General features: G+C 30.5%; 24 protein-coding genes. 4 read left to right on the forward strand and 20 right to left on the reverse strand.

Going from position 1 to position 26523, the window contains the following annotated elements:
- Positions 1 to 4: 4 nt before the first annotated feature.
- Together MG_RS02655 and tuf are read right to left on the reverse strand one after the other, a co-directional pair.
- Complete coding sequence (locus MG_RS02655; RefSeq protein WP_009885584.1) at positions 5 to 877, reverse strand: DegV family protein; 873 nt, start codon at positions 875 to 877, stop codon at positions 5 to 7.
- Positions 877 to 2061: an elongation factor Tu gene (gene tuf / locus MG_RS02660; protein WP_009885583.1), complete on the reverse strand. Its 1185-nt coding sequence runs from the start codon at positions 2059 to 2061 to the stop codon at positions 877 to 879. Before tuf ends, MG_RS02655 begins: the two co-directional genes overlap by 1 nt.
- 82 nt (positions 2062 to 2143) lie before the next feature.
- On the opposite strand from tuf, the gene MG_RS02665 reads away from it, so the two are divergent.
- Both MG_RS02665 and galU read left to right on the forward strand, forming a co-directional pair.
- On the forward strand, positions 2144 to 2899 hold the full coding sequence (locus MG_RS02665) for a DUF1600 domain-containing protein (protein WP_193328793.1): 756 nt from the start codon (positions 2144 to 2146) through the stop codon (positions 2897 to 2899).
- Complete coding sequence (gene galU, locus MG_RS02670; RefSeq protein WP_009885581.1) at positions 2884 to 3762, forward strand: UTP--glucose-1-phosphate uridylyltransferase GalU; 879 nt, start codon at positions 2884 to 2886, stop codon at positions 3760 to 3762. Before MG_RS02665 ends, galU begins: the two co-directional genes overlap by 16 nt.
- Here galU and MG_RS02675 read toward each other — a convergent pair.
- Entirely contained in the window at positions 3752 to 4174 is a 423-nt protein-coding gene (locus MG_RS02675) for an Ohr family peroxiredoxin (RefSeq protein ID WP_041361276.1), read from the reverse strand. The genes galU and MG_RS02675 overlap by 11 nt on opposite strands.
- A gap of 31 nt (positions 4175 to 4205) precedes the next feature.
- Between MG_RS02675 and tyrS the strand changes: the two genes are divergently transcribed.
- Positions 4206 to 5396, forward strand: coding sequence for a tyrosine--tRNA ligase (gene tyrS / locus MG_RS02680; RefSeq protein ID WP_010869488.1), 1191 nt, complete (start codon positions 4206 to 4208; stop codon positions 5394 to 5396).
- On the opposite strand, the gene MG_RS02685 is transcribed toward tyrS, so the two are convergent.
- From MG_RS02685 to MG_RS02705, 5 genes are all read right to left on the reverse strand, one after another.
- On the reverse strand, positions 5386 to 6390 hold the full coding sequence (locus tag MG_RS02685) for an MPN670 family protein (RefSeq protein ID WP_009885577.1): 1005 nt from the start codon (positions 6388 to 6390) through the stop codon (positions 5386 to 5388). The two genes, tyrS and MG_RS02685, sit on opposite strands and share 11 nt — an antisense overlap.
- Positions 6378 to 6959 carry a hypothetical protein gene (locus tag MG_RS02690; RefSeq protein WP_009885576.1) on the reverse strand — a complete coding sequence of 194 codons (582 nt, stop codon included), beginning with the start codon at positions 6957 to 6959 and terminating at the stop codon, positions 6378 to 6380. Before MG_RS02690 ends, MG_RS02685 begins: the two co-directional genes overlap by 13 nt.
- Positions 6943 to 9051 (reverse strand): ATP-dependent zinc metalloprotease FtsH, encoded by a 2109-nt coding sequence (ftsH, locus tag MG_RS02695; RefSeq protein ID WP_009885575.1) that lies wholly within the window; start codon positions 9049 to 9051, stop codon positions 6943 to 6945. Before ftsH ends, MG_RS02690 begins: the two co-directional genes overlap by 17 nt.
- Positions 9052 to 9228: 177 nt before the next feature.
- The gene (gene hpt, locus MG_RS02700) at positions 9229 to 9756 is read right to left on the reverse strand and encodes a hypoxanthine phosphoribosyltransferase (protein WP_009885573.1); all 528 of its coding nucleotides are present in this window, start codon (positions 9754 to 9756) and stop codon (positions 9229 to 9231) included.
- A 1-nt stretch (position 9757) separates the two neighbouring features.
- Positions 9758 to 10267, reverse strand: a complete 510-nt coding sequence (locus MG_RS02705; RefSeq protein WP_009885572.1) for a 2-C-methyl-D-erythritol 2,4-cyclodiphosphate synthase — start codon at positions 10265 to 10267, stop codon at positions 9758 to 9760.
- 172 nt (positions 10268 to 10439) lie between these two features.
- On the opposite strand from MG_RS02705, the gene MG_RS02710 reads away from it, so the two are divergent.
- Positions 10440 to 11378: an L-lactate dehydrogenase gene (locus tag MG_RS02710; protein ID WP_009885571.1), complete on the forward strand. Its 939-nt coding sequence runs from the start codon at positions 10440 to 10442 to the stop codon at positions 11376 to 11378.
- On the opposite strand, the gene MG_RS02715 is transcribed toward MG_RS02710, so the two are convergent.
- The 12 genes from MG_RS02715 to MG_RS02770 form a co-directional block, all read right to left on the reverse strand.
- On the reverse strand, positions 11375 to 12652 hold the full coding sequence (locus MG_RS02715; protein ID WP_010869489.1) for an HD domain-containing protein: 1278 nt from the start codon (positions 12650 to 12652) through the stop codon (positions 11375 to 11377). The genes MG_RS02710 and MG_RS02715 overlap by 4 nt on opposite strands.
- The gene (gene gltX / locus MG_RS02720) at positions 12633 to 14087 is read right to left on the reverse strand and encodes a glutamate--tRNA ligase (protein ID WP_009885570.1); all 1455 of its coding nucleotides are present in this window, start codon (positions 14085 to 14087) and stop codon (positions 12633 to 12635) included. Before gltX ends, MG_RS02715 begins: the two co-directional genes overlap by 20 nt.
- Positions 14074 to 14853, reverse strand: coding sequence for a 16S rRNA (adenine(1518)-N(6)/adenine(1519)-N(6))-dimethyltransferase RsmA (rsmA, locus tag MG_RS02725; protein WP_010869490.1), 780 nt, complete (start codon positions 14851 to 14853; stop codon positions 14074 to 14076). Before rsmA ends, gltX begins: the two co-directional genes overlap by 14 nt.
- Positions 14846 to 16003, reverse strand: coding sequence for a membrane protein insertase YidC (yidC, locus tag MG_RS02730; RefSeq protein WP_009885569.1), 1158 nt, complete (start codon positions 16001 to 16003; stop codon positions 14846 to 14848). The genes rsmA and yidC overlap by 8 nt, the downstream gene beginning before the upstream one ends.
- Positions 15975 to 16340 carry a ribonuclease P protein component gene (gene rnpA, locus MG_RS02735; RefSeq protein WP_009885568.1) on the reverse strand — a complete coding sequence of 122 codons (366 nt, stop codon included), beginning with the start codon at positions 16338 to 16340 and terminating at the stop codon, positions 15975 to 15977. The genes yidC and rnpA overlap by 29 nt, the downstream gene beginning before the upstream one ends.
- Positions 16330 to 16476, reverse strand: a complete 147-nt coding sequence (gene rpmH / locus MG_RS02740; protein ID WP_009885567.1) for a 50S ribosomal protein L34 — start codon at positions 16474 to 16476, stop codon at positions 16330 to 16332. The genes rnpA and rpmH overlap by 11 nt, the downstream gene beginning before the upstream one ends.
- 25 nt (positions 16477 to 16501) lie before the next feature.
- Positions 16502 to 17437: an ABC transporter ATP-binding protein gene (locus tag MG_RS02745; RefSeq protein WP_009885566.1), complete on the reverse strand. Its 936-nt coding sequence runs from the start codon at positions 17435 to 17437 to the stop codon at positions 16502 to 16504.
- Between the two features lie 3 nt (positions 17438 to 17440).
- Positions 17441 to 22792 carry an FtsX-like permease family protein gene (locus MG_RS02750; RefSeq protein WP_009885565.1) on the reverse strand — a complete coding sequence of 1784 codons (5352 nt, stop codon included), beginning with the start codon at positions 22790 to 22792 and terminating at the stop codon, positions 17441 to 17443.
- 5 nt (positions 22793 to 22797) lie between these two features.
- On the reverse strand, positions 22798 to 23652 hold the full coding sequence (locus MG_RS02755; protein WP_010869492.1) for an ABC transporter ATP-binding protein: 855 nt from the start codon (positions 23650 to 23652) through the stop codon (positions 22798 to 22800).
- A gap of 62 nt (positions 23653 to 23714) precedes the next feature.
- Positions 23715 to 25028 carry a chromosomal replication initiator protein DnaA gene (gene dnaA, locus MG_RS02760; protein WP_010869493.1) on the reverse strand — a complete coding sequence of 438 codons (1314 nt, stop codon included), beginning with the start codon at positions 25026 to 25028 and terminating at the stop codon, positions 23715 to 23717.
- A complete protein-coding gene (locus MG_RS02765; protein WP_009885564.1) occupies positions 25028 to 25681 on the reverse strand; it encodes a hypothetical protein in 654 nt (217 codons plus the stop codon). Before MG_RS02765 ends, dnaA begins: the two co-directional genes overlap by 1 nt.
- Positions 25671 to 26480, reverse strand: coding sequence for a ParA family protein (locus MG_RS02770; RefSeq protein ID WP_009885563.1), 810 nt, complete (start codon positions 26478 to 26480; stop codon positions 25671 to 25673). The genes MG_RS02765 and MG_RS02770 overlap by 11 nt, the downstream gene beginning before the upstream one ends.
- Between the last annotated feature and the right edge of the window lie 43 nt (positions 26481 to 26523).

Raw genomic sequence — 26523 nt, forward strand, 5'->3', positions numbered from 1 at the left:
TTAGTTATTCTGTTTGTATTAAAAAGGCATAACTATTGATACCTGTGTGTGTACAAATTACAGGTGAAAGCAAGTGCTCACTTACATCAACTGCATTGTTGAGAAGCGTAACAAATTCTTGCTTTATGAGTTGATTTTTATCAGTTTCAAACATTGTTGTCAACAAAGCCGCTCTTCTGAAATTAACTTCTTTTTTTAATAGCTTTTTTTCTAAAAATTGAACTGCTAACTTATGAGCACTGCTAGCAGATTGTGCTTTGTTAAAAAACTGCAATTTGCCTGTTTCACCAAGGAAACTAATTAAGAGATGAAATTTAAAGCTTTTGATAATAAATGACTTTAAATTAGATAATCTTCCTCCAGCTACTAACGGTTTTGTATCAGTTACAAATAAAATTGCACCGCACTTATTACGGAAGTTATAAACAAATTCATCTAAGCCTGCTCTTGAATACTGGTTGTTTTTAAGTCAAACCTTAATATCACTAATCAATCAAGCTATTAAAACTTCAACTATTCTGCTATCTAAAACATGAAACTTGTCTTCAAATTCCTTTTCAACAATCTTTCAATTTAAATAGGAGGTTGAGATCTCTTTATCAATAGGGATTCCTATGATAAGATCATAATCATTAATTATGCTCTTAACTTTGTCACGAACCTCTTCTTCAGAAGTTTGTGATGTTGAAAACTTAACACCTTTAGGGGCGTTAATCATCTTATCAGTTAAGGTTTTAAGATCAATGTTAAAACCTGATTTGAATGTTTCTTGGTGTTCAGCAATTGTTTCAATAATATAAAGCGGTAAAACATAGAGATGACTATTTTTATCTTCCTTTAGATTACTGACAGAATCAACTAAAAAAGCGATCCTCACTATTCTAGAACTTCTGTTACAGTGCCTGCCCCTACAGTTCTACCACCTTCACGAATTGAGAACTTACTACCTTTTTCACAAGCGATAGGAGCAATTAACTCAACAGTAATAGAAGCATTATCACCAGGTAGAACCATTTCAGTATTTTCAGCTAAAGCAATAGAACCAGTTACATCAGTGGTACGGAAATAGAATTGAGGACGGTAACCGTTTAAAAAACCAGTGTGTCTACCACCTTCTTCTTTCTTTAAAGCATAGATCTCAGCTTTAAATTTCTTGTGCGGTTTAATAGAGCCTGGTTTTGCTAAAACTTGACCTCTTTCAACTTCTTTACGTTCAACACCACGTAATAATACCCCAGCATTGTCACCAGCCATTGCTGAATCAAGTTCCTTTTTGAACATTTCAATTCCAGTAACAACTGCTTTTCTAATTGGTTTTAAACCAACAATTTCAACTTCTTGACCTACTTTGAGTTCACCTCTTTCAACTCTTCCTGTAACAACTGTACCTCTACCAGTAATGGTCATCGTATCTTCAATTGCTAATAAGAAAGGTTTATCTACTTCACGTGTAGGAGTTGGAATCCATTCATCAACTGCTTTAATCAAATCATGGATCTTAGCCTCCCACTTTGGATCACCTTCCAATGCTTTTAAAGCTGAGCCATAAATAATAGGAGTGTTCTTACCATCAAAACCATAGGAAGTTAACAGATCACGTACTTCTTCAGCAACAAGTTCTTGTACCTCTTCATCACTAGCAATATCACACTTGTTTAGAAAAACTACCATTTTAGGAACCCCTACTTGGCGGGCAAGTAAGATGTGCTCGCGGGTTTGGGGCATCACACTATCAGTTGCTGAAACAACTAGAATAGCTCCATCCATTTGTGCAGCACCTGTGATCATATTTTTAATGTAGTCAGCATGTCCAGGACAGTCAACATGGGCATAGTGACGTTTGTCAGAAGAATATTCTACGTGTGCAGAGTTAATTGTGATTCCCCTTGCTTTTTCTTCAGGGGCTTTATCAATTTCATCATAACGCGTTGCAGCTGATTTTCCTTCCTTTGCTAAAACTGTACAGATAGCAGCTGTTAAAGTGGTTTTACCATGGTCAATGTGACCAATGGTACCAACATTGACATGTGGTTTGGAACGGTCAAATTTCTCTCTTGCCATTTGTTTAAATTATGTTGTTAATTTTAAATAAGTTTAAGATAAGCTGGAGATAATGCTTATAATCTTCAAGGACTTAAATTTAGTGAAAACAAACAATTGCCAAATTATTGGCTGATGAAAACAACTTTCCTTACCACAAAAGACATTCTTAAGTTTCATTCCCTTATTTTTGGTCACTAGTGCTTTTGTTTTAACTGGAATTGTTGAAAGTCTTTTAACATTTGGAACTATTATTGAACAAATTGATAAATTCACTGATCAGACTAATGTGATGTTATTAATTTATGCAGTTATCTACACTTTTAATCCAAAAAGTTGATTGTTAAAAAACCAACAATTCTTTTTAAGTGCATTAGCTTATATATTATTTACTTTTATTGGCTATAACCTAATTTTGTCAATAGCTGGTATAGCTTATAAATCAACAAATCCATATAAGTTAACAAGTAGTATTTTTCTCCATGTAATTGCACCAATAGCATTCTTCATAGCAAGTTTTATCAAAATAAAACATGAGAAAGATGTCAATATTAACATGTTCTTTAAAAGCCTATTATTATTCATGATCTATCCTTTAATATATGGGCTTTATTTAGTAACTATTCCATATGTAAGGCATTATCTTTTTAATGGTAGGCCATCTACTTATACCATTTATGGCAGCATTACAAATACTAAAAATAATCCTTTTGCTTGATTAGTTGTATTTGCAGTTTTATTTATCTATTTCCCCTTGAGTTACTTAGCTATATATCTATTACAACTTAAGTTAATAAAAAAAGCCATACAACCGCAATTTAATTTGCCTTTTACATTAAATAAATGAAAACAAAAATAAGAAAAGCAGTTATTCCTGCTGCTGGGTTGGGTGTTAGGTTACTACCAGCAACAAAAGCAATTCCCAAAGAGATGTTACCATTGGTAAATAAACCTACTATCCAATACATAGTAGAGGAAGCAGTTAAAAGTGGCATTGAACAGATTCTTGTCATTGTTTCATCCAAAAAAACAGCTATATTAGATCATTTTGATTATGATCTGATCTTAGAAAATGCCTTAATTCAAAAAAATAAATTGCAGGAGCATAAAGAGATTGAAGATATTGCTAATTTAGCACATATCTTTTTTGTTAGACAAAAAAATCAAGATGGTTTGGGAGATGCAATCTTGTTTGCTGAATCTTTTGTTGGTAATGAAGACTTTGCAGTATTGTTAGGTGATGATGTTGTTTTTAGTAAAGAACCTGCTTTAAAACAATGCTTGGAAGCTTATTATGAAACTAATTGTCAAACAATCGGTGTACAAGAAGTAGATCCTTGTCATGTTGATAAGTATGGAATTATCACCCCTGAAGGTGATTACAAAAATAAAGATCTTATTAAGGTTTTAGCAATGACTGAAAAACCTAAACCAAAAGATGCTAAAAGTAATTTAGCAATCTTAGGGCGATATGTACTCAAACCATCTATTTTCAAAGCACTTAGAAGTGTACCTTATGGAGTTGGTGGTGAGTTGCAACTAACTGATGGTTTAAATTTTTGTTTGAAAAATGAAAACTTTTATGCAAGAAAGTTTACTGGTACTAGGTTTGATGTTGGCACAAAGAGTGGTTTTATTAAAGCAAATTTATTTACTGCTTTAAACAATAAAGATATTAGTAAAAAAGAAGTTTTAGAACTTTTAAATTTAGTTAAAGCTTAATACCATTTAAAGTTAAACCAAGGAAGTTTTCATTTCTAATCAATCGACTAAAAGGACACATTTCATGGGCTTTTTGAATTAGTTTTTTACCAACTTCTTGGTCATTACTATTAGTAGTTAATTCAACACCAGCCTTAATGTGAAATAGTCCATTTTCTTGATGGAGTTCTACTTTAACACTTACAACTGGTTTTTTTGAAAAACTAAATTGATGTTGTTGCATAACAACAATTACTGCTTGAGAAAAACAACTTGCATAAGCAGATGCAAATAACTGCTCAGGATTATTTTCTGTTTGAACTGATAAATCAGGTTTGGGAAAACTAAGTTTTGTTTGAAAACCATCTAAAGTTTTAACACTACCTTCTCTGCCAGTTTCAGTTTGTGCAACAGTTTTATAAATCAATGCCATGTTAATTAATATAGATAATATTTTAGTAAAAATGTTAAATAACATATTGCAATTTCTCAAAGAAAGAGAACTTTATTCACAAGCTAATTTTGAAACAGAACTAGATAACCATTTAAAAGAGAAAAAAAATAACTTTTATGTTGGTTTTGATCCAACTGCTAATTCTTTACATATTGGCAATTATGTTTTAATTCACATTGCAAAATTATTAAAAGACATGGGGCATACTCCGCACATAGTTCTAGGGAGTGCAACTGCTTTAATTGGTGATCCTACTGGCAGAATTGAATTAAGGAAAATTTTAGAAGAAAAAGAAATTGTAAAAAACACCAAAACAATTAAAAAACAAATCAAACAGTTTTTAGGTGATGTAATTATTCATGAAAACAAAGTTTGATTAGAAAAACTTAATTACATTGAAGTTATCCGTGAATTAGGTGCTTTTTTTTCAGTTAACAAGATGTTAAGCACAGACGCATTTAGTGCTAGGTGAGAAAAAGGACTAACTCTAATGGAATTAAACTATATGATCTTACAAGCATATGACTTTTATTATCTACATAAAAACCATAATGTCACTTTACAAATAGGTGGAAGTGATCAGTGGGCTAATATTTTGGCTGGTGCTAACTTAATTAAAAGAAAAAATAATGCTAGTGTTTTTGGATTAACTGCTAATTTATTAGTTAAAGCTAACGGAGAAAAAATGGGTAAAACTAGTAGCGGAGCATTATGACTTGATGAAAATAAAACTAGTGTTTTTGATTTTTATCAATACTGGATTAACCTTGATGATCAAAGCTTAAAAAAGACTTTTTTAATGCTAACAATGCTTGATAAAAAAGTAATAGATGAATTGTGTAATTTAAAAGGCCCAAAAATTAAACAAACCAAGCAAATGCTAGCCTTTTTAATTACTGAATTAATCCATGGCACTAAAAAAGCAAAAGAAGCACAACAACGATCTGAACTAATATTTAGTAATCAACCAGATCTTGATATTAAGTTAGTAAAAACAAGCACTAATCTAATTGATTATTTAGTTGAAACTAAATTTATTAAAAGTAAATCAGAAGCAAGAAGATTAATTAGTCAAAAAGGTTTGACAATTAACAATAAACACGTTTTAGACTTAAACCAAATAATTGAATGAAAAGAAGAGTTACAAATTATTAGAAAAGGTAAAAAAAGTTTTTTAACAATTAAAACTGTTAATTCTTAGCTAATTTATCTTTAACTTCTTTTTCTATTTCAGTTTCAACACTTTTTTGACTAGAGCTTTTACTTTCTGGTTTTTTGATTAATTTGTTATGAAGTAAATCAACAACTTTCTGCATTGAATTTAATGTTTTGAAATCATAGCTTGCTTGGAGTTTAATGTTTGTAACTAGATCATCAAATGCTTCATTCACTTTTAGTTTAGTATCCATAAAGGTTGTAGGCACACTCATAAACAAGTAAGTATGAACTGTGTCATTATAGACATTAAATTTGGCATATACATTCAAAGGATTAAAAAGCACTTTATTTAATACCTCTGTATCTAAATTCTGAAAAGAAAAATTTGAATCTTTTTCAACAAAAAGTGAGATGTTTTCTTGCTTTTTGTTTTCAGTAAGTGCTTCAAACTGAGCCACATTCTTATTTAAAGAATAGTTAGCATCAGTTAAAAAGAAATGATTTTCACTATTAATTGCTGGTGTAATAGCAATCAAGCAAGCTACTTTTTCTGTTTTATTACTGCTTCTTTTAATTGCATAAATATGACCAAAAACAAATTCACTACCATCTTTATAAGTAACTTTAAATTGTCTTGGAAGTGGTTCAAAATTGTAAAGAGCAGTTGGATAAAAACTTGGTAATATATCGCTGCTTATAGGACCTTGTTCAAAAAATTCAAATGATTCTATTGCCTTGAAATTACCCATCTCTTTTTGTCATAAATTAGTTCTGTTTTCTTTGTTAACTTTTTTTAATAGCTTGTTTCTTTTAAAAAGAGCAGCAAAATGGATAACAAATGCTAAAAACAAAACAACACTACCTAAAACAATTAAAAAAAGTGATGCTATATTTGGTATTTCATTACGTGTATAACTATAAATACCAAATGAGATAGCAATAACACTAAAAAGACCACAAAGTCCAATTACTCTTAGAAAAGCATTGAGTTTATTTGGTGTCAAAAAGAACTTGTTAAATTTAGTTAGATCTGACATATTTGTATAAAAGATTGTATGAAAATATAAACCAAAGCAAGCTCAACAGTTGTTTTATTACAAGATCTTTTTCCTAAAAACTGCAAGTTGCCAAACTTAGCACGCATCTTTATTAAACGAAGATAGAGCTCATCAAATTTTATATCAAGTATTTTGTATCTTTTGTTTGTTTTGGAAATAAAAGTGCAAAAGTACTTTAGAAAATAAAAAATCAGATCCCAAATTCGTTTTTGTCCTAAACTAATAGTTTTGTTTTTTAGTAATACTTCAGTTTGCTTTAAAACATTTTTAAAAGTAATAACAAGATCATCATTACTGTCATTTAAATAAGTTTGTATGTTTTCAATTCAAATCAAAATGTAGTGATATTCACTGTCAAACAATTGGGGATTATTTTTAATTACTGTAAAAAAATCAGTAATTGTTTTACTTTGATCATTTAGTACTTTAAAACAATTCCAAGCTTCATTACCATAACCAACTTCTATTGCATTTAATTCTTGCTTAAATGATAGTAAGTTAACCAAGAAGTTATCAATAAAATCAACAACACTAACTGTTTGTTTCACTTTCTGGTTTTACTTCAGATTTATTTAGTTTTTGCTTTGCTTGTTGTTCTTGCTTTTGCAATAAGATTTCTGGTGGTAGTTTAGTGTTTTTATGGATGAAGTCAATATCACTTTTCAAAATAGTTTCAGCAATTAAAAGTGCTTCTACAAGCAATTCTAGTTCCTTACGGTTACTCTTAATGATTGTTTTTGCTTTCTTATACTGTTCTTCAATAATGAAATTAATCTCATTGTCAATATCTTTAGCAGTTTGTTCTGAATAAAGTTTTACATTAGAAGGGAGTGTCCCTTGACTTGGTACATATTGCACTTGACCTAATTTAGACATCCCAAGCTGGGTTACCATTGCTCTTGCAATATTAGTTGCTTTATAAAAATCGCTAGAAGCGCCAGTAGTAATTTCTAAATTACCATAGATTTCCTCTTCAGCAGCTCTACCGCCCATAGCAGTTGCTATCATTGCAAGTAAATCAGATTTTCTTTTTAGGTTAAGATCACCACTCTTAGGTGTTGAAAGTGTGTAACCCCCTGCTTGACCACGAGGAATAATGGTAATCTTTTGTACTTCATCATTACTGTGGACATGTAAACCAACCAAGGCATGACCAGCCTCATGATAAGCAACTAGTTTTCTATCTTCATCACTAATTACACGTGACTTTTTAGCAGGACCAGCTATTACTCTATCAATTGCTTCATCAATGTCATTAATGTTAATTGTGGTACGGTTGTCTCTAACTGCTAACAATGTAGCTTCATTGATAACATTTTCTAATTGAGCACCTGAAAACCCAGGAGTTCTCTTAGCAACATCTAAAAGACTTATCTTAGAAGAGAGATTTTTATTTTCAGCATGAACTTTTAAAATCCCTTCCCTTTCTTTAATATCAGGGAGATTGATTTGAATATGTCTATCAAATCTTCCAGGTCTTAATAATGCATCATCTAATACATCTAACCTATTTGTAGCTGCCATTACAACAACACCTGTTCTGCTTGTAAATCCATCCATTTCAGCTAACAATTGGTTTAAGGTTTGCTCAACAACAGAATAAGAAGAGAGTTCAACTCTACCCCGTTTAGAACCAACTGAATCAATTTCATCAATAAAAATAATACAAGGAGCAGCCTTTTTAGCTTTATTGAAAAGATCTCTAACTCGTTTAGCACCAACACCAACAAGCATATCTTCAAATCCAGAACCCGTTGATTGAAAGAAAGGAACACCAGCTTCACCAGCTACTGCTTTAGCTAATAATGTTTTACCTGTCCCAGGTGGACCGTATAAAATTACCCCACGTGGGGATCTTGCTCCCATCTGGGCATATTTCAATGGATTTTTTAAATAATCAACTATCTCAAGCAACTCATGCTTTTCCTCTTGAAGTCCAGCAATATTGGTAAATTTCACAGTTGACTTAGCCAACTTAGCTTGGGTTTTGCCAATAGAAAAAATATTATCTTCTTCTCTGCCCCCTGCAGATATACCCCTAGCACTTCTTCAAAAGAGTAAAAAGAAAACTACAAAGATAATAATTGGTAGCAAGCCAAACAAACCATTTAATACATCTCTAGCTCTAGTATCAGGAGCAATGAAAGTACCAAGGGTTTCAAAACCTGCAATACTCTTTGTGTTATTACTAGAACCACCATTCATCATGGTTCCATTACTATTAACGGTAATCTGACCATTACTTTGGTTAATTGATAAGTTAGCAATATTAAAGATAACATTGCCATTACTATTAACAGTTTTGTGAGCAGTAACAGTTAATGGACTATTTAAACCATCAAAGGTAATGGAAACTTGGAGAATGGTATCAGTAACATAAGTTGAACCATTTATTTGTTTAAATGTCAGTTCATTACTAAAACCGCTTACTTTTGCTGTTAAAGTGCTGTTACTACCTCCATTTAATTTTCAGCTTTCAACTACTGCAGTAGCAGCTCTTGGACTGAAAATATAAGCTAAAACACCAATAACAACAGCTAAAATGATGACTCATCAAAAGACTTTTCAAGCAGTTTTACGTGAAAAATTATTTTTTTCAGTAGTTGTTTGTTCTACTAAACCCTTATTTCTTTTTTTCATCTATGTTAGTTTTTGACCGATTTGGGTTTTTTTGGTTTGAACTACATTAACTGTAATTATACTGCCAATGGTAATGAAACTAATAAGTGTTAATAAAGTGACGAAAATTATCTTTTTATGTTTACTTAAAAGTGCAATAAAAGCCTTGAACCAACGCATAAAATTTTAATATCTGTTTTAGGGATTGTCTGGTTCAAACACACCAACATAAGGTAGGTTACGATAAAAACCATCATAGTCAAGACCAAAGCCAACCAAAAAATTATCTTTTACTTTAAAACAAGAAAAATCAATATTAATATCAAAGGCTTTGGGTTTAATCTTTTCAATTAAGCTAATTAAAGTTATTGATTTAGCATGCCTTGTTTTTAGAAGATCAATAACTAATTTAATAGATCTACCACTATCAACAATATCTTCTATTAAAAGGATGTCTTTATCTTTAGGGTCATGGGACATATCAAGCACAATCTTAGGTGGTTGTTTTTGTACATGTGAACCATGATAAGAAGCAACTGCCATAAAATCTAGTTGGAGGTCAAAACTAAATTTACTTATCACTTTGCCAAGGAAAGGGATGCAACCTTTTAGAATGCCAAGAACAATTACCTTTTTATTATTAAATTTAGCATTGCACCAATTAACTGCTTTTTGACAGCCTTCTTCTATCTGTTGTTCATTAATAACAATAGATTTAATACCCATCTTATTTAGTTTTTTGACGTTCTACTAAAACAACAGCTAAGCAATTAATTTCATTACTGTCTAAAGGTTTTCTAACTTTGAGATTAATTGTTAATTCTGAAATTCTTAAAGCACTACAAATAAAAGCAAAGATAGCGTGTTTATAATCATCAACCTTTTGCTCTTGAGGAATCTCTAAGGAGATATCAATATTATTGATAATTCAGTTTTTTCTGATGAAATTGTAAGTTCTTGCTAAGACTCTTGGTGCTTCTTTTTTTGCAGTACCTTTAAATTGGACTGTTGATTTTCCTTTATTGAAAACAATATGACCATCACCTAATGCAGTTGCACCAAATAAAGCATCAGCAACTGCTAATTGGATAACATCACTAACTTCATCACTGTTTTCAAGATCATAAATATATTTAGAATTCTCAAAATCAACACCGCCTAACCAAAATTTATTTTTACTTTCTTTCCTTAATTTTATGTGGTATTTTTTGCTTCCTAGGCCAACTCTTAACTGCATTGTTACAAATAATTATAATATCGCTCATCTTTAAATAACAGTGTTGTTTTGTAATCCAAAAAAAGTAAATTCAGGCAACAGTTTTTTGACTTCAAATATCCTTATTTAGACAAAGCAAAATTTATTAAAGTGAACCAAAATAAAATTGAAGTATATCTCTAGATAAATAAATATGAAAGGACCTAAAATTGCAATAGTAGGATCAGGTGCTGTTGGTACTAGTTTTCTATATGCTGCAATGACTCGTGCACTTGGTAGTGAATACATGATTATAGATATCAATGAAAAAGCTAAAGTTGGTAATGTATTTGATCTTCAAGATGCTTCCTCATCATGCCCAAATTTTGGCAAAGTAGTTGCTGGAGAATACAGTCAATTAAAAGATTATGATTTTATTTTCATTAGTGCAGGAAGACCTCAAAAACAAGGTGGGGAAACTAGGTTGCAGCTACTTGAAGGCAATGTAGAAATTATGAAAAGCATTGCCAAAGAAATCAAAAAATCTGGTTTTAATGGAGTTACATTAATCGCTTCAAACCCAGTTGATATCATGTCATATACATATCTTAAAGTTACTGGATTTGAACCTAATAAAGTAATTGGCTCTGGTACTTTACTTGATAGTGCAAGATTAAGATATGCAATTGCAACTAAGTACCAAATGAGTTCAAAGGATGTACAAGCATATGTTATTGGTGAACATGGTGATAGTTCAGTAAGTATTATTTCATCAGCTAAAATTGCAGGACTATCACTAAAACATTTTTCTAAAGCTAGTGATATTGAAAAAGAATTTGGTGAAATTGACCAATTTATCAGACGCAGAGCTTATGAAATTATTGAACGCAAAGGTGCTACTTTCTATGGAATTGGTGAAGCTAGTGCTGATGTAGCTGAACAAATTTTGAAAGATACTAAAGAAGTTAGAGTAGTGGCTCCTTTACTTACTGGTCAGTATGGAGCGAAGGATATGATGTTTGGAACTCCTTGTGTACTTTCAAGAAAAGGTATTGAAAAGATCTTGGAAATAGAACTTTCAAATACTGAAAAAGTTGCGCTTGAAAATTCAATTAAAGTTTTGAAAGACAACATTAAACTAGCAAAGCTTTAGTTTTGATAGAAAACATTAGCTCATCTATAAAAAGAGTTTTCAAAAAATAACTCGTTACTTCTCTTAACAAGCATACTAATTTCACTGAGATTTTTAATCTTGTTTTGAGAAGTTTTTATTTTTAATTCATTTTTGTGCTTATTTCATCCTTCATAAAAACCCTTAAATTGGTTATTGAATTTAGTAATGAAATAACTAGGAGTTTGATATTCTTTTACTTTTAATTCAAAATCAAGATCACGTTTTTCACAACTTTCATAAAACTTTACTTGAAATTTCAGAGTGTTAAGATAACTATCTAGTAAGGTTTTTAATATTGCATCTTTAGTTGTTTCAAATGTATTAACTAAAAATGAGTGAAAAACATAATCATCTAACTTCACAAAACAAGTTAATAAACTTTTTTTAAACAACTGGTTTTTTAAAAGCGGTTTAATTACACTTTCAACATTCTTAAAGTTATGAAAATTAAAGTTGTCTTCTTCAATTAAAGCTTTAATCCGTTGAAAAACAAATCATAAGTTAAGTTCTGTAGCAATACTTCTACCATCACTGTAGATTGATTGATACATGTGGTGTCTTGTTATCAAGAAGTTTTCAATGAAAGGCAAGCATTTTTCTTGAAAAACAATTTCATAAGTGCCCTGATTATCTACACATTCCATTCCATTGATAATTGATTGATAATCAACTAATGAGTGACTGGTACCTGTAAAATAAGCATCACGTAATAAATAATCCATTCTGTCTGTGTCAAGATCTGAAGAGATTAGCTGTCTCATCCACCAGTTAATAGGTTGAATATTTTGATTTTCATCAATTAAAGCGCCAATCAGATTTGGATCTATCTTATTAGCTTTTAAGATAGAGACAATAGGTTCACTATTAACTAACATTGAAGTAACCTTTTCATGAATAAAAAGTTGTTTTTTAAAATCAGGATTTTTAGCAAAATAGATTTCAAAAGCATGAGAATGAGGTCCATGACCAAGATCATGCAACAAACCAGCTACTAAAACAGTTTGTTTTTTAATTTGATCAATATTTAAAAATGCAGAACTATTTAAGATCCTTCTTATCAGTTCATAAACTCCTAAAGAATGGGCGTACCTAGTGTGAACTCCACTAGGATAAAAATGGAAGTTAATTCCTAATTGTTTGATGTTTCTTAACCTTTGAAAAGCTTTTGTATTGACCAATTCATACATCCACTTTGTGTTTTCATCAAAAATAATTTCTCCTAAAATAGGATCTTTAAAAAAGGTTTGTTGCATTAATAAATTGCTTAATTAAGTTTATTGCACTTTCTTTATCAAAAATTTCAATAATATGTGCTAAATCAGGTCCATGCTCCTTATTTGTAAAAATTAACCTTATTGGCATAAAAAGTTGTTTACCTTTTAAGTTAAACACTGCTCCTACTTTGTTAATAGTTGTTTTAATTTGCTCAGCTTTTCATTCTTCCAACCCTTGTAAAGATTTGGCAAGCTGTTCTAAAAAAAGTTTGATGTTTTTAAACAAAATATGACTTTTCTTAGCTAAGTTTTCAACACCTATTTTAGTGGCAAAAGATTCTCTTATCAATTCGTTTATTTGAACACCATGGGTTATTTGATTTTTAAAAAGTAAACTTATTTCCCTGTTTTTATCTTTTAAATAATCAACCTTAACATCCAAGTAATTATCAATGAAATTGAAATAAGCATTATCAGTTAATTGTTTAATGTAATTAGCATTGATTCATTGCAGCTTTTTAATATCAAAAAAAGCAGGAGCACTAACAACTCTACTTAAACTAAAGTTTTCAATTAACTGTTTCAAATTAAAAAACTCCTGGTTGTACTGTGGATGTCAACCTAAGAGTGCTAAGAAATTTAATAATGCTTCAGGTAGATAGCCTTGTTGTTTAAACTGCTCAATAAACTGAGTAGTTTTCTCATCACGTTTAGAAAGTTTTTTGCCACTTTCATCAACAATAACTGAAAGATGACCAAAGCGGGGAATTCTTTTAAAACCTAATGCTTGATATATAGCAAGTTGGTATGCAGTGTTAGAGATGTGCTCAGCTCCCCTTAAAACATCAGTAATTTCCATATCATAATCATCAATAACAACTGCAAAGTTATAAGTAGCAACACCATTAGCTTTAAGAATAACTATATCTGTTAACGCACTGCCGGGAATAGTAATTTGTCCCCTAACCAGATCATTTCAACTATATTCAGCTTCATTGTTTATTTTTAAGCGGATAGTAAAAGGATCATTTTTTTCTAAGTGATTAGTAATTTTCTTGGAATGTAAATTACGACAATGACCTAAGTATTTAGGGGTTTTGTGGTTATTAATGGCTTGTTTTCTATCTGACTCTAATTTTTCTTTGCTACAGAAGCAACGATATGCCAGATTTTTTTCAATTAAATCAAATGCTAGTTTTTTATAAACTGCTAGTTTTTGTGATTGCAGATATGGACCATAATTGCCAGGGTTATAAACCGATTCATCTGCAATGACTCCAAGCCAACGCAAGTTATCAAATTGTGAATTAATTCCTTCTTTTATGTTTCTTTCAGTATCAGTATCTTCTATCCTGATAATAAACTCACCATTAAAGTGCTTGGCTAGTAAAAAGTTAAAGATTGCTGTTCTTGTACCACCAACATGCAGATATCCTGTTGGGGATGGTGCATAACGTGTTCTAATTTTTTCCATTACAAATGTTTTGGTAAAGATTAAAGAGTTGACAAGGACTCAACTCTTGCGCTCTAATGCTAGTCTTTAAATTTTGCTTTTGAATAATGTTAAGTAAATAATCAACTGCAAAAAAATGCTTTAAGTTATTAATTAACATCTTCCTTCTTTGATTGAAACATTGCTTTAAAAACAGACCAAACTTAAAGTCATAACTAACCGATTTATTTTTTTCTAATAATATTAAGGTTGAATCCACCTTAGGTTTAGGTTTAAAAGCATGCCTATCAATTTTAAAAACTGTTGTAATAGTCAAATAGTATTGACAAAAAGCACCAAAGGCACTATAATCACTAGAATTAACCTTTGCCAGAAGCCGATTAGCAAACTCTTTTTGTGTCATTAAAACAAAGCTTCGAAGCTTTGATTCTAAAAACTTATTGATTATTGGAGATGTAATGCTATATGGGATATTACCACACAATAATGGACTTAAATTTTCAAAAAAACTATTAAAGTCCTTTTTGAGAATATCGCCTTTAACTAGTTGGTCTTCAGTTAATATCTTTTCAACTAGAAGATATTCAATTAAGCGTTTATCAATTTCTATCCCCTTGTAAGGTATTTTGAGTTTTAACAAATAATTTGTTAACGCTCCTTTACCAACACCTATTTCAACAATTGCTTGTGGATTTAAATTTTTAACAAAAGCAAAAATTCTTTTAATGACGCTTAAATTAACCGTAAAATTTTGACCTAATTTACGTGAAGGAAAAAAACTATTCACGCTCTAAAATCAAATCTAATTTGGAATAATTTTGCTTTCTTTTTTCCCTTCTTTTGACAATGAAAACATGGGTTAAATAAGATTGTAATAAAGTAAACAAAGCATTTAAAAACCAATAAACACCAACTCCAGCAGCACTAAATGCAGTAATAGCAGCAAACACAAAGTAAAAAATTAATTGCATCTTTTTAGTTTTGTTGAGTTGTTCAATACTTTTTTGAGAATGGGCTTTCGCATTCTCATTACGCTTACTTGCCCACACTTGAGGAAGTTTTTGAGAGAGAAATTGGACTGGTAAAACAATCACTAAAAAGATGATGAAAGGTCAACCAGTTGTAGTGAAATTAGAGAAAATTTCTGTTAAAGGTACTTTTGAAAGATCCCAAAAGTTAAATAAGATGATTGCTTTAATTGGTCTTAAAGTAGTAACAATCCTATAAATAATTAAAAAGATAGGTAAAGTTACAAAAACTTGAACAAAAGCAGCAGATGATTTAATGTTGTGTTTTTTATAAAGTGACATTATCTCTAACTGTCTGTTTCTTTTACTTTGTAAATCTATTGCCCCTTTATATTTAGCGTTAATTTCTGCTAATTTACCTTGCACTTCATTCATCTTTTCAAGTGCTAAAGTAGAGTTTAAGGTAATCACAATAGTTATCAAGCGAACTAATAGTAAAAGTACTATTAATGAAAGAATCATGTTAAACCCAAGTTCCACCCCGCTACCTAGTGGAACTCTGGTTGCATACATAATTGGTAAAACTATTTGCGCTGCAGGCCAGACAAATCATCCATAAAAAGGGCCATATGCTAAGGTGTAATCACTAAAGGTGAAATAAGGGCCAAAGTTATTTGAAATCAAATCATACCTATAATCACCAGTAGTACCAAATTTATAACCTATCTCAAGTCCTGAACCTAAGACTTGATTAGTACCTGTTCAGGGTTGTGCTAAGGTTTGAGTACAGCCCCAAAGCCCAACAATAGTTAAAAAAATAAAGATAAAAACCTTAATAACCTTTATGAAAATAGCTGAAAACTTTTTGAAGTTTTTTCAGTTGTTTTTTTCATTAACAACTGCTGCTGATCAAAAAGGATTAAAGGTGGTTTTTATCTCTTTATTTGTTTGCGCTAGTTTGATAGGCATCTACTTCTTTTATCCGCTTTAATAGTTGCAAAAAAAGTTTTTGTTTTTCTTTAAATGTTAATTCAATAAAGCCTTTGTTGACAATAACTAAAATATCTCAAGGTTCTAAATTATTACTAATTTGTTGAAAGATACTACGGATCTGACGCTTAATTAGGTTACGTTGTACTGCTAGCTTATATTTAGTTTTTGCAATTGATATTGCAACCCTTCAAGTAGAATGATTATTCTTAATAAAATAAGCGTTAATAAAGGTACCAAAGAACCTGGTTTTACTTTGAAGAATGGTTGTAAAAACCTTGCGTTCTCTTAAGCTGTGACTCTTTTTAACGCTCACTGGAAACCGTGAGTTGAGCACGATTTTTAAAACGTCTTTGCCTTAAAACTTTACGTCCTTGTGCAGTTGCCATCCTAGCCATAAAACCATGGGTTTTAGCACGCTTTAATTTGCTTGGTTGGTATGTTCGTTTCATGAAACAATTAATCAGGTGATTATAACTAAACTAAGGGTCTGACTAATTGGTTAGATACTATTTTACCATCTGAAATTTTAATGATTCTATTAGCTATCCTTGTTAGGCTTACATCATGGGTAACCATTAGGATGGTTTGCTTATATGTTTTGTTAATTGTTTGTAATAAATTAATGATATTTTCCGCAGAATTACTATCAAGTGCACCAGTAGGTTCATCACAAAGTAATAGTTTAGGTTCTTTAATAATAGCACGGGCGATGGCCACTCTTTGTTTTTGCCCACCTGACATCTCATAAGGAAATTTATACAAGATTTCTTTAATATCTAATTTTTCAGCCAACTCTTCTATATCAAGTCGTCTTTGATATTTGGGAATTAAGTTTTGTGAAATGGCAATATTATCATAAGCACTTAACAATTCAATCAGATTATAACGCTGATAGACATAACCAAGGTTATTCTTTCGATAAGTTAAAAGTTGTTCACTAGTACATTTTTCTAATGGACAGTTTGCTACGATACAACTCCCTAACGAGATAGAATCATAACCACCTATCAGGTTTAAAAGGGTTGTTTTACCTGATCCTGAAGAACCTAAAATGATTACTATTTCACCATAAGCTATCTGTAAAGAAACATCTGAAAGGATAGAAATCTCTTGCTTTGAATCATCATTATGAACATTTTTTCACATCTTATTGATGGTAATAACAATTCCCTTAGCTTGTTGAGCAAAAGGAGGGATATATAAGGTATTGGCTTTTTGCTTTTTATTAGCTTTCTTTTTGAGCTTTAGCTCAGCTTTTTTAATGTTATTTAAAACTTTTTTATTCTTCTTAGGAGGTTTAGATTTACTCTTTTTGAAATAATCATCGAAATTGGCACTAAAAGAAGGACTTTTAACGTTATCTAAGATATCAATACATTCATTTCAAACAGTTTTATTGCCTTTTTTCATTAACTAAAACCCTTCCTTCAGTTCAGCTGAGCGTAACTTAATTCAAAAGTAAGAACCAATTACAAAGATAGTAACACCAAATAATACTATCCCTACCATGTATGGCAAGAACTCAAATACATTAGTTAAAAAGACTTGTGCAACATTGAAAACAACCGCTTGGATACCAATTAAAACACCAGCTAAAACTCCAATAGAAATTAGTAATGCTAAAACAAATGCAGGGATAAAGAAGGTAAGTAAACTAATTAAATTTTGTACATCTCTATAGCCAATAGCCTTAAGTGAAATAAAGATTCTTTTCATCTCTTCTAACATTGAGATACCAAGTACAACACAAGTAATGAAAATGAAAGGAATAATAGTTCCTAAAAGAAACGCATCTACTTGATTCACAGTGTTAAACAAAACTTCAGCATTATTTCTAATGATCTGAGCACTAGTTCCAGCTGCATCAATATTGAGTACAGGAGCAATAATGTTATTACCAAAAATACTACTTGCATTTTGGGAAAGTAAATTAACACTATTTCATTCTGTTTTGTATTTATTAACTAGTTCTTTACGAAGCGATTCATAATTCATTGAAGTAGTATTAATAATCTGTTTTTCTTGTGCTAACTTATTAATAATTTCAGGATCAGTAGGTAGTATGGATGTAATAACTTTATCAAGTTTATTCCTTACTAAATTTTGGAAATTATTACCAAAGTCAGTGAAATTACCCCAAACACCAATTATCGAGTTTAATACTAATGCCTTATTTAATAAAGAAGGTTTTAATTCTTTGGAAAATACACCATTAAAAGGAACATAACCGTTTGGTTTTACATAATCAATTTCATATTCATCACTACTTTGAGATTGGCCATTTGTCTTTTTAATAACATCTCTAATAATACCTCTGCCCTGATTACCACTTAGTTTTAATAAGTTATTAGCAATGTGTTGGTTAATATAAAGTTCTTGTCCAAAAGCATCAGTAGAAACACCAACAACTTTAAATGCTACTGTTGAATTATTTAAGGGTGCTTTTAGAAATTTTTCAGAGTATCTTGTGGCAGTATTTTTCGGTTTTATATAAACATAATCACCAATATTAATGTTGTTAGCATATTGAAAACCAGCATTAACAATTACATTCATTTCCTGATCAGAACTAATTAAATTTCTTAAAGAGTTACCACTACCATCTATCAGATTAACAAAACTTGATTCAGGGTTAATCCCTGTTAAAGTGTATGGTGAATTCTCATCAAGATTATCTTCTTGAAAACCAAATGGGCCTTCAACATAAGTGTAGGTTTCTTCTATGGCAGGGTCAACAGGAACAATCCCAAAATTTAACTTAGAATCTTGTTTTGCAAGTTCAAAATCCCCATAAACTTTCAACATAAAACTAAGAAAGCTATCATTAAATTTAACCCCACCAGGATTAAATACATCAATTGTAGTTAGTACCCTACTAGCATCTAACTGAATTTGATTAGTTCTAGGGTTTCTAATTAAAAACCCATTAGCATTTAAGTTATTGAAAAAGTCATCAGTTAATACTGAAATTAAAAACTGATCACTAGATGCTGAAAGTAACTGAGTAATCTGTTTAGGAATTGATTTTTCAACAATTTCCCAAGGGTTAATGTTAGAACCGCCAACCCTAATAGGAAAGTCAATAATCCATTTTGATAGAGAGGCATGCCTAAAGAAATTCTCATCAGTGTTTAACTGTTGAGCACCACCATAACTAGGCAAAAGTAAGTTGCCCAATTCAAGCTCAGTTCCATCTGCTGCTTTTATTGGTTGATCCTGGCGGTTTTTAAGTTTTAAATTACTTGGTTTATAAGGGTGCTCATTTTGAGAATTTGCTTGAACACTTTCGTTATACAAGGTTTTAATACCATTATTATTATCAGTAACTCCAAAGTGTGAATAGGGTTGAATTGCATACCATCCAGATTGCTCTGTTGGTGTTTGTAAATTCAACTTATAGTTAAAGTTTCTATTTAAGGAAGTGCTTGTTTGTGCTGCACTAAATTTTTGGGGAATAGTACCTGCAATCCCAATTAATAAAAGTGCAACTGAACTCAATCCTACATAGGTAAATAAACGTGAAAAACGTGAAACGATTAATGAAACCCTAAACTTGGTCAAGGGTGACATTGTATGACTTTTATGTTTTAAAAGATGAAGAAGAACTGAAAACTTGGTCTCATTGCCTTGATCAATTAAGACATTAACAGGTTTACTAAACAACTGTTTAAAGGCAATTCAACTAATAAATTCAAAAACAAAAAAGGTTATAAAGAAAGAACCAAAAAACGATAACCAGTTAAAGCTATTTTCAGGTAAAGCAATAAACCAATACCTATTTATGATTCCCTTTACTTGTCCTTCTAGAAGAAAGGCAAATAAAACTCCTAAAAAACTAGAAACAATTGCAACAATACCAGCAAACACACTCATTCCAACAATAAATTTAGTTGTTGAAAATCCCCCTGCTCTGATAATAGAAAACTCAGTTTGATTCTTTTTAATAAATGACTTAATTAAAAGAATAATTAAATAAAGAGCAAGAATAATCAAAAATATAGCAATAACAGTACTTACTATTGCCAAATAGCTTTGCACTAAATCAGGAAAATAGTTTCTTGCTGTTGTCAGATAATTAAACTTAGAAATATCTTTAACATTAAATGCTAAATCACTTCTAGGAACATCTAGATATCCCTCTAATCTATTAGCAATAAACTGCACTGGGTCTTGGTCAGTGTGCTGTTTTAAATCTGTTGACTTAAAAGCATAATAATTTTCTTGGTTAGCTGCTGGTACAGCAAACAGAATACTTCTGTAAGCTTGATCATTAACAAAGATTAACGCTTCATCTTGGGTATTAGGCAACGGAGATTGTAAAGATAACACTGGGTAACCAGTTTCTACTGATTCACCTATACCTAAAATTGCAAATGTTAGTCCGTTAATACTAAATTTATAACGATCAGGTAGATCATTTAACCAGTTAGGGAAATTGTTTGGTGTTTGCAATGCAGTTTTTCAAGCATATTCCCCTTCCTGGGGAAGAATTTCTTTATTGTGTCTAAACAACCATTGTTGAGAAACAACCGCTCCGTGTGCTTCAGGGGTTTGCACAACTAAATTTTGTTGATCAGTAGGTAATATTAATGGATTGACCCCATTTTTAACAGTAATAGGGATCTCAAGCATTTGGCGATTTGTCTCTATTAATTCATTAGGATCTTGAAAAGCAGGAGTAAAATAACTTAAAAGTGCAAGATAATTATTAGCTGCTTTTCGTTTATCTTCTTCCTTAAGATTATTAAATCCATTGGCATCTAAATTAGTTCATTGTTTTAAAGCATCTAAAGCAGTAGTTGGGATATTAGTAGCTTCTGGTAATTGGGCTTGAGCAATAATATTTGCTAACTTTGGATAAATGGGAAATTTAGTAGATTTTGGACTTAAAGCTTGGGTATTTTTTAAACTAGCAGTCATTCCACCACTACTGGTGCTTGGTTTAAATTCATAATCAATTTTTTGTAAAAATCCATTATTAGCATCTTGACCACCATAAATTGTGTCTAAAGGGTTTGATTCATTTTGCTCAGGTTTAAATAACCAAGATTTAAGATCAACGCCATCAATTAAAGAAAGATCGTTGTATCTCTGTTCATCTTTGTTGGAAACTAAAAAACTTGCTGACTCTGCTGAACTAACATTGTTAGCTATTGCGATATTTTGCTTTGAATAATCAATGTTATTGAAAGCAGTGGCTTTTAAAAAATGATCACGGTACTTTTCTAAAAGATCAACTGTTTTTTTAACAAGATCCTCTTGAAAGATACTACGTCATTGATCAAGTACTGCTGCATAAACTGCATCAAGGGTTTTTTCAGGAGTGTTATTGGACTGGTGAATTTTATTGTATGCAGTTTGAACATTTGAAAAGTTAGGATCAGCTATTCCATTACTTGCTTGACTGTTTTGATTTTGAACTAATTGGAGATTGTTGCTTGAAGGTTGAAAAGAAAGATTATTATTTCTTACCATCATTCCATTCTGAGTTTTAAAGATTGTGTCTTTATCACTATCACTAAAACCTGGTAAGGAATTGAGAATTGTATCTTTCTCAGATTCAACTTTCTTTTTAAGTCAATCTTTATTAATTTTTAGTTCAAATTTCTTAAGTTGCTTAAGTTTATTTTCAAGATCTCAATCTCCAAAAGAGGAATTATTGGCTATAGTTTTAGCATTAGTTTCTAACCACTTTAACTGTTCATTATCTAGCTTATTTAATTTAGAAATATCTAAATTAAAAGTTAATGTAAAACTTTGATTATCTTTACTTTCTTTTTGGGTTTGAAATTCTTCAACAATTTCTTTAAAAGGATTGACATCTTTCCAAAATTGAGAACCAGGATCGATTTCTAAATCAATTGGGATGTTTGCATAAAGATTGGGAAATCAGTTAGCAGCTTCATTACCACCTGTAAATAGATAGTTAGCAGATATATCAGTATTATCTGCTTTGGTCTCATCACTCTTAAACCAAACTTTATCTTTGTTATTGGTTTTATAAAGTGAATTAACAGTACTGTCTTTTTGTGGATCATTGTTTGTTTGTTGCTTTTGTGTAATTTTTACTTGTGTTCCTGTGCTTTTTCCTTTATCACCAGGAAAACGCGCAATGCCAGCACGCAATGAGATAGTTTCTTTAATTAAACCATCAGCAAAATAACCTAGAAGGTTACCACTAGCATCATAAATAAGGTTTTGAGGGTCTGATATTATGTGTCTATTTGTAATGGAATCACTAATATCACTACCATTAAAAGAATCAGTATTATTAAAAGAAACTGCTAACCCTTTATAAATTCTTTTTTCAGCAATATTGGCTTCTCCATATGCTTTTAAAATACCTCTTTTTCTTGCTAAAAAGAGTTTATCTTTTTCATTAACATCGCCTTTGCGGGGAATGGTTTTGTTTTGGTTATCACCACTACCATTACTTTGTCCTGAATCACTTCCAAAATCATTTTCTTGATAAGGAAAAAGATAGTTAATTTTTTTATCATCTATCTTTATTTTGGAAAAATAACCACTATCATTAGTTAAACTGGCTATATAAACAGGATTAGCTTCCTTTAAAATAGCAGGAGCTACTATATCAGAAGAGTTAGTTTTAGATACTAATGTAGTGTAGGTACTAACTAAGTTGTTACTTAACTGAACAATAGATGTTTCAAGGAAAATAATGCTAAATAAAACAAAGATAATTCCAAATAATAAAAAGAAGAACTTTTTAAGCGATTTAAATATCTGTTTAAAAAAAGAAAACATCTCAATTAAACTCAGTTAATTTGTTCGATGGTTTTTGGATTCTGATTTAAATAATCAACGATTATCTTGCCATCATGGATTTTAATTACCCGTTTAGCTAATTCCACTATCTTTTCGTTGTGGGTAACTATTACTATAGTAGTACCTTTGTCACGATTATATTCCACAAAAAATTGCAATATTTTTTTGGAAATATCAATATTAACTGCTCCAGTAGGTTCATCACCAAACAAAATTTTAGGTTCTTTAATTAAAGCCCGAGCAATAGCAACACGTTGTTGTTGTCCACCAGAGAGTTTATGAACTTTCTTATGTCTATGTTCTTTTAATTCCAAGCGTTCTAATAATTCTTCAAGATTATTATTAAACCTTTTTTTTAATGGTAGAGCAAGCTTAATATTATCATCAACGTCAAGATCACGCAATAAACCATATTGTTGAAAAATATAACCAACGTTTTTATTTCTTAACGCGGTTAGTTTTGCATCACTACAACATATGGTGTTAGTTCCACAAACAAAACTATCGCCGCTAGTTGGTCGATCTAATGCGGAAATTAAAGAAAGTAAGCTGGTTTTACCACTACCAGATTTACCAAGAATAACAACAAATTCTCCTGGAAGAATTTTTAAATTAATGTGGTTACAAATAAGTTGGTTGTTAATGCCATTTGTAACAGCTTTACAAACTTCTTTGAAGTAAATATCATACTTTTTAGCTTCAAATGAATTAAGTGATTTTCTTTTGGGGTGCTTTTTATTTAACTTTTTAATTAATTTAGATGCTTTTTTACTAACAGCAAAATCTGATGATTTTAAGTAAATATCAAACTTTTTGTTCTCTTTTGTTTTTAAAACCATAAACAATCATTAAGTCATCTAAAAAAATACCCTGAGAACACTATTAGAAAATTTTAATTTTGCTAAATTACTAATGATGTAATTACATCCCGTAATGAACTGTCATTTTCAATCATTTTAGCAACTCTTTTAACTGCCATTAATACACTTGAATGACTTCTCTTAAATATTTTGCCAATTTGTTGAAATTGCATGTTGTACTTTTGACGCAAAAGGTAATTACACACATCACGAACACGGACAAGTTCTGCTTTACGATTTTCTGAAAGTACACTGTCCATAGGAACATTAAATCTACGGCAAACGTTCTCTATTAATAAATAAGGATCAAAGCTCTTTTTATGAAACTTCTCAAATTCTTCAAAAAGAATTTCTTTTAAATTTTCAGTATTTATTAAATTTTGTTTTGAAGTTTTAGCAAAAAATAATAACTTTGTTGCAATTCCATTTAAAGCACGCACATCGTTACCTGAAATTTGTGCTGCATCATGTCTTGCCTCATTAGTTATTTGGATGTTAGGATCTTTTTCTTTTAATTTAACAGTAAGTATTTCACAAAGTGAAGACAAATTATGCTTTTCTATCTTTAGTAATAATCCTGATTTAAAGCGAGAAATCATTCTTGCATCAATATCAATTAGTTCATCAGGAGCCTTATCAGAAACTAAAACAATTTGTTTTTTATTTAGAACTAGGTTATTAAAAATATTGAAAAGAATTTCTAAGGTTTTTTCTTTTCTGCCAAATATTTGAGTGTCATCTATTAAAACTAAATCTAAATTTTCATAATTTTTTTTTAGTTTTTCTATACCTTTATCCCTTTGATAAAAAGCATCAACAACTTCTTGGGCAAAATCACTTGAAACAACATACTTTACTCTGGCATTTGGAAAATTACGAAATTTTTCATTTCCTATTGCTTGTAGTAGGTGAGTTTTACCAAGACCGGTTTCTCCGTAAATAAAAAGCGGTGAAAATTCGTTATCTTGAGTTTCAGCTAATCTAACGCCTGCTTCATAAGCTCTTTTATTTCCTTCACTAATTACAAAGTTTTGAAAAGTATAGTTTTTACTCAATCCAGAATTTTGATAAAGAGTATCACGACTATTTTCTTCTAATTTTGCTAAGTTAAAAAAGAAATCTTGCTCATTAACAAAATTAACACTTTTAATTCCTTCATACAAACTTTCAGCTAAATGAATAATTTCAGAATTATCATTTAAGGAATTACGAGCAAATTCATTTTCTAAAAGAATTAAAAGAACATTATTTTTAAATACGAAACGATTAATGTCTTTAATGTATTTATCATGAAAACCTATTGTTTTTTCATAATGCTTTTTTAATAGAGATTTAAAGGCATTAAATTGTTCCATTATTCTTCTATAACATTGTCAAGAATGATAGTTAAAATTCTCGAAATTGGGATATTAACTGCTTTGGAGTAATTTCTAACTTTTTGTCATACTCTTTGACTTGTATAGAAGTGTACACCTGTATCTAGTTTTTCTTGGCGTTCAACAGGAACTATTCCTGGTATTTTTGTTTTAGGTTGGGGAGGAATAGGCTGTGGTTGTGTGAATTGTTGTTGAAAATTTTGATTTTTTTGCTGTAAGAAACCATTATTATGATATTGAAAATTTTGTTCCTCTTGAAAATATCTCTCTTTTTTTGGTTTTCCAGAAAAATTTGATGAAAAAGATTTTTCTTCATTTCAATTTTCAAGATTATTTTCATTTTGTTGATTTATTTGCTCAGGCTGTTGAAATGAATTATTTTTTGATCAAAAAGATTTTGGAAAGGTTTTTTCAAAAGCAGATAAAGGTCCAAAATCAAATGAAGATGAATCTTTGTCAAAAGATGTTTCTTCTCTTTTTGACAAATTTTGTTTTTGATTAAACTTATTTTTATTTTGGGGTGTTACTTTTTCTTTTATGGAAAACAAATCTTCTTCTAAAAGACTTTGTTCTGGGTCATCATCTTGTGCTAAATCAAAGAAAAAACGTTTCTTTTTGTTATTAATGGACATTGTAATTTGCTAAATTTAGGATTTCTTTTGTTATTTCTAAATACTCATTTAGATATTTTTTACTTGGTGATGATACTAATGATATTGGCAATTTTTCATAACCTACAGCTGCTGATGATTTTGATGTCAGAGAAACAAAATTTTTAGAAAAAGCTACATTATTTTTTTTAGCTTTTGTTTTAGCTAAATCTATTACTTCATTATGAAGACGAGTACGAACGTTAACTTTTGTAGGAACTAAAATAGTTTTAAGATTTGTATTTTTTTCCTTAAATGTATCTATTGTTTCAACTATTCTCATCAAACCTAGCATCGAATATTGATCTGGTTCAAAGGGAATAACTATGACATCTGATAAACTCATTGCAGTAGAAACTAAAGTTGCCATATTTGGTGGTGTATCTAATAAAACAAATTCATATCTTTTTGCTAGTTGCTTAACTATTTCTGCTATATCTGAGGCCTTATATTTTTTACGTGATATGTCTATATCAGCAAAATTAAGTTCAAAATTACAAGGAAGAATATCAAGTCCCTCATATACAGATAGCAAGCAATCATCTATTTCAATGAAATTATTTGAACCACTGAATTTTGGAACCTTCAACAAAATGTCAATTAACGTGTTATTCAATCTTTCAGGGTTTTGTCCAAATGATGCAGAAACATTCCCCTGCCCGTCAAGATCAAGAATGACTTTTCGCCTTTCTGGACAAAGTTTAACCAATGATCCTGCAACATTAGTTGCCATTGTAGTTTTTAATACGCCGCCTTTATTATTTACAAAAGAAATGATCATATATTTAAATGATTATAATATTTCTTTAATACTAAAAAAATAC

It is taken from the genome of Mycoplasmoides genitalium G37 (assembly GCF_000027325.1).
GTDB lineage: Bacteria > Bacillota_I > Bacilli_A > Mycoplasmatales > Mycoplasmoidaceae > Mycoplasmoides > Mycoplasmoides genitalium.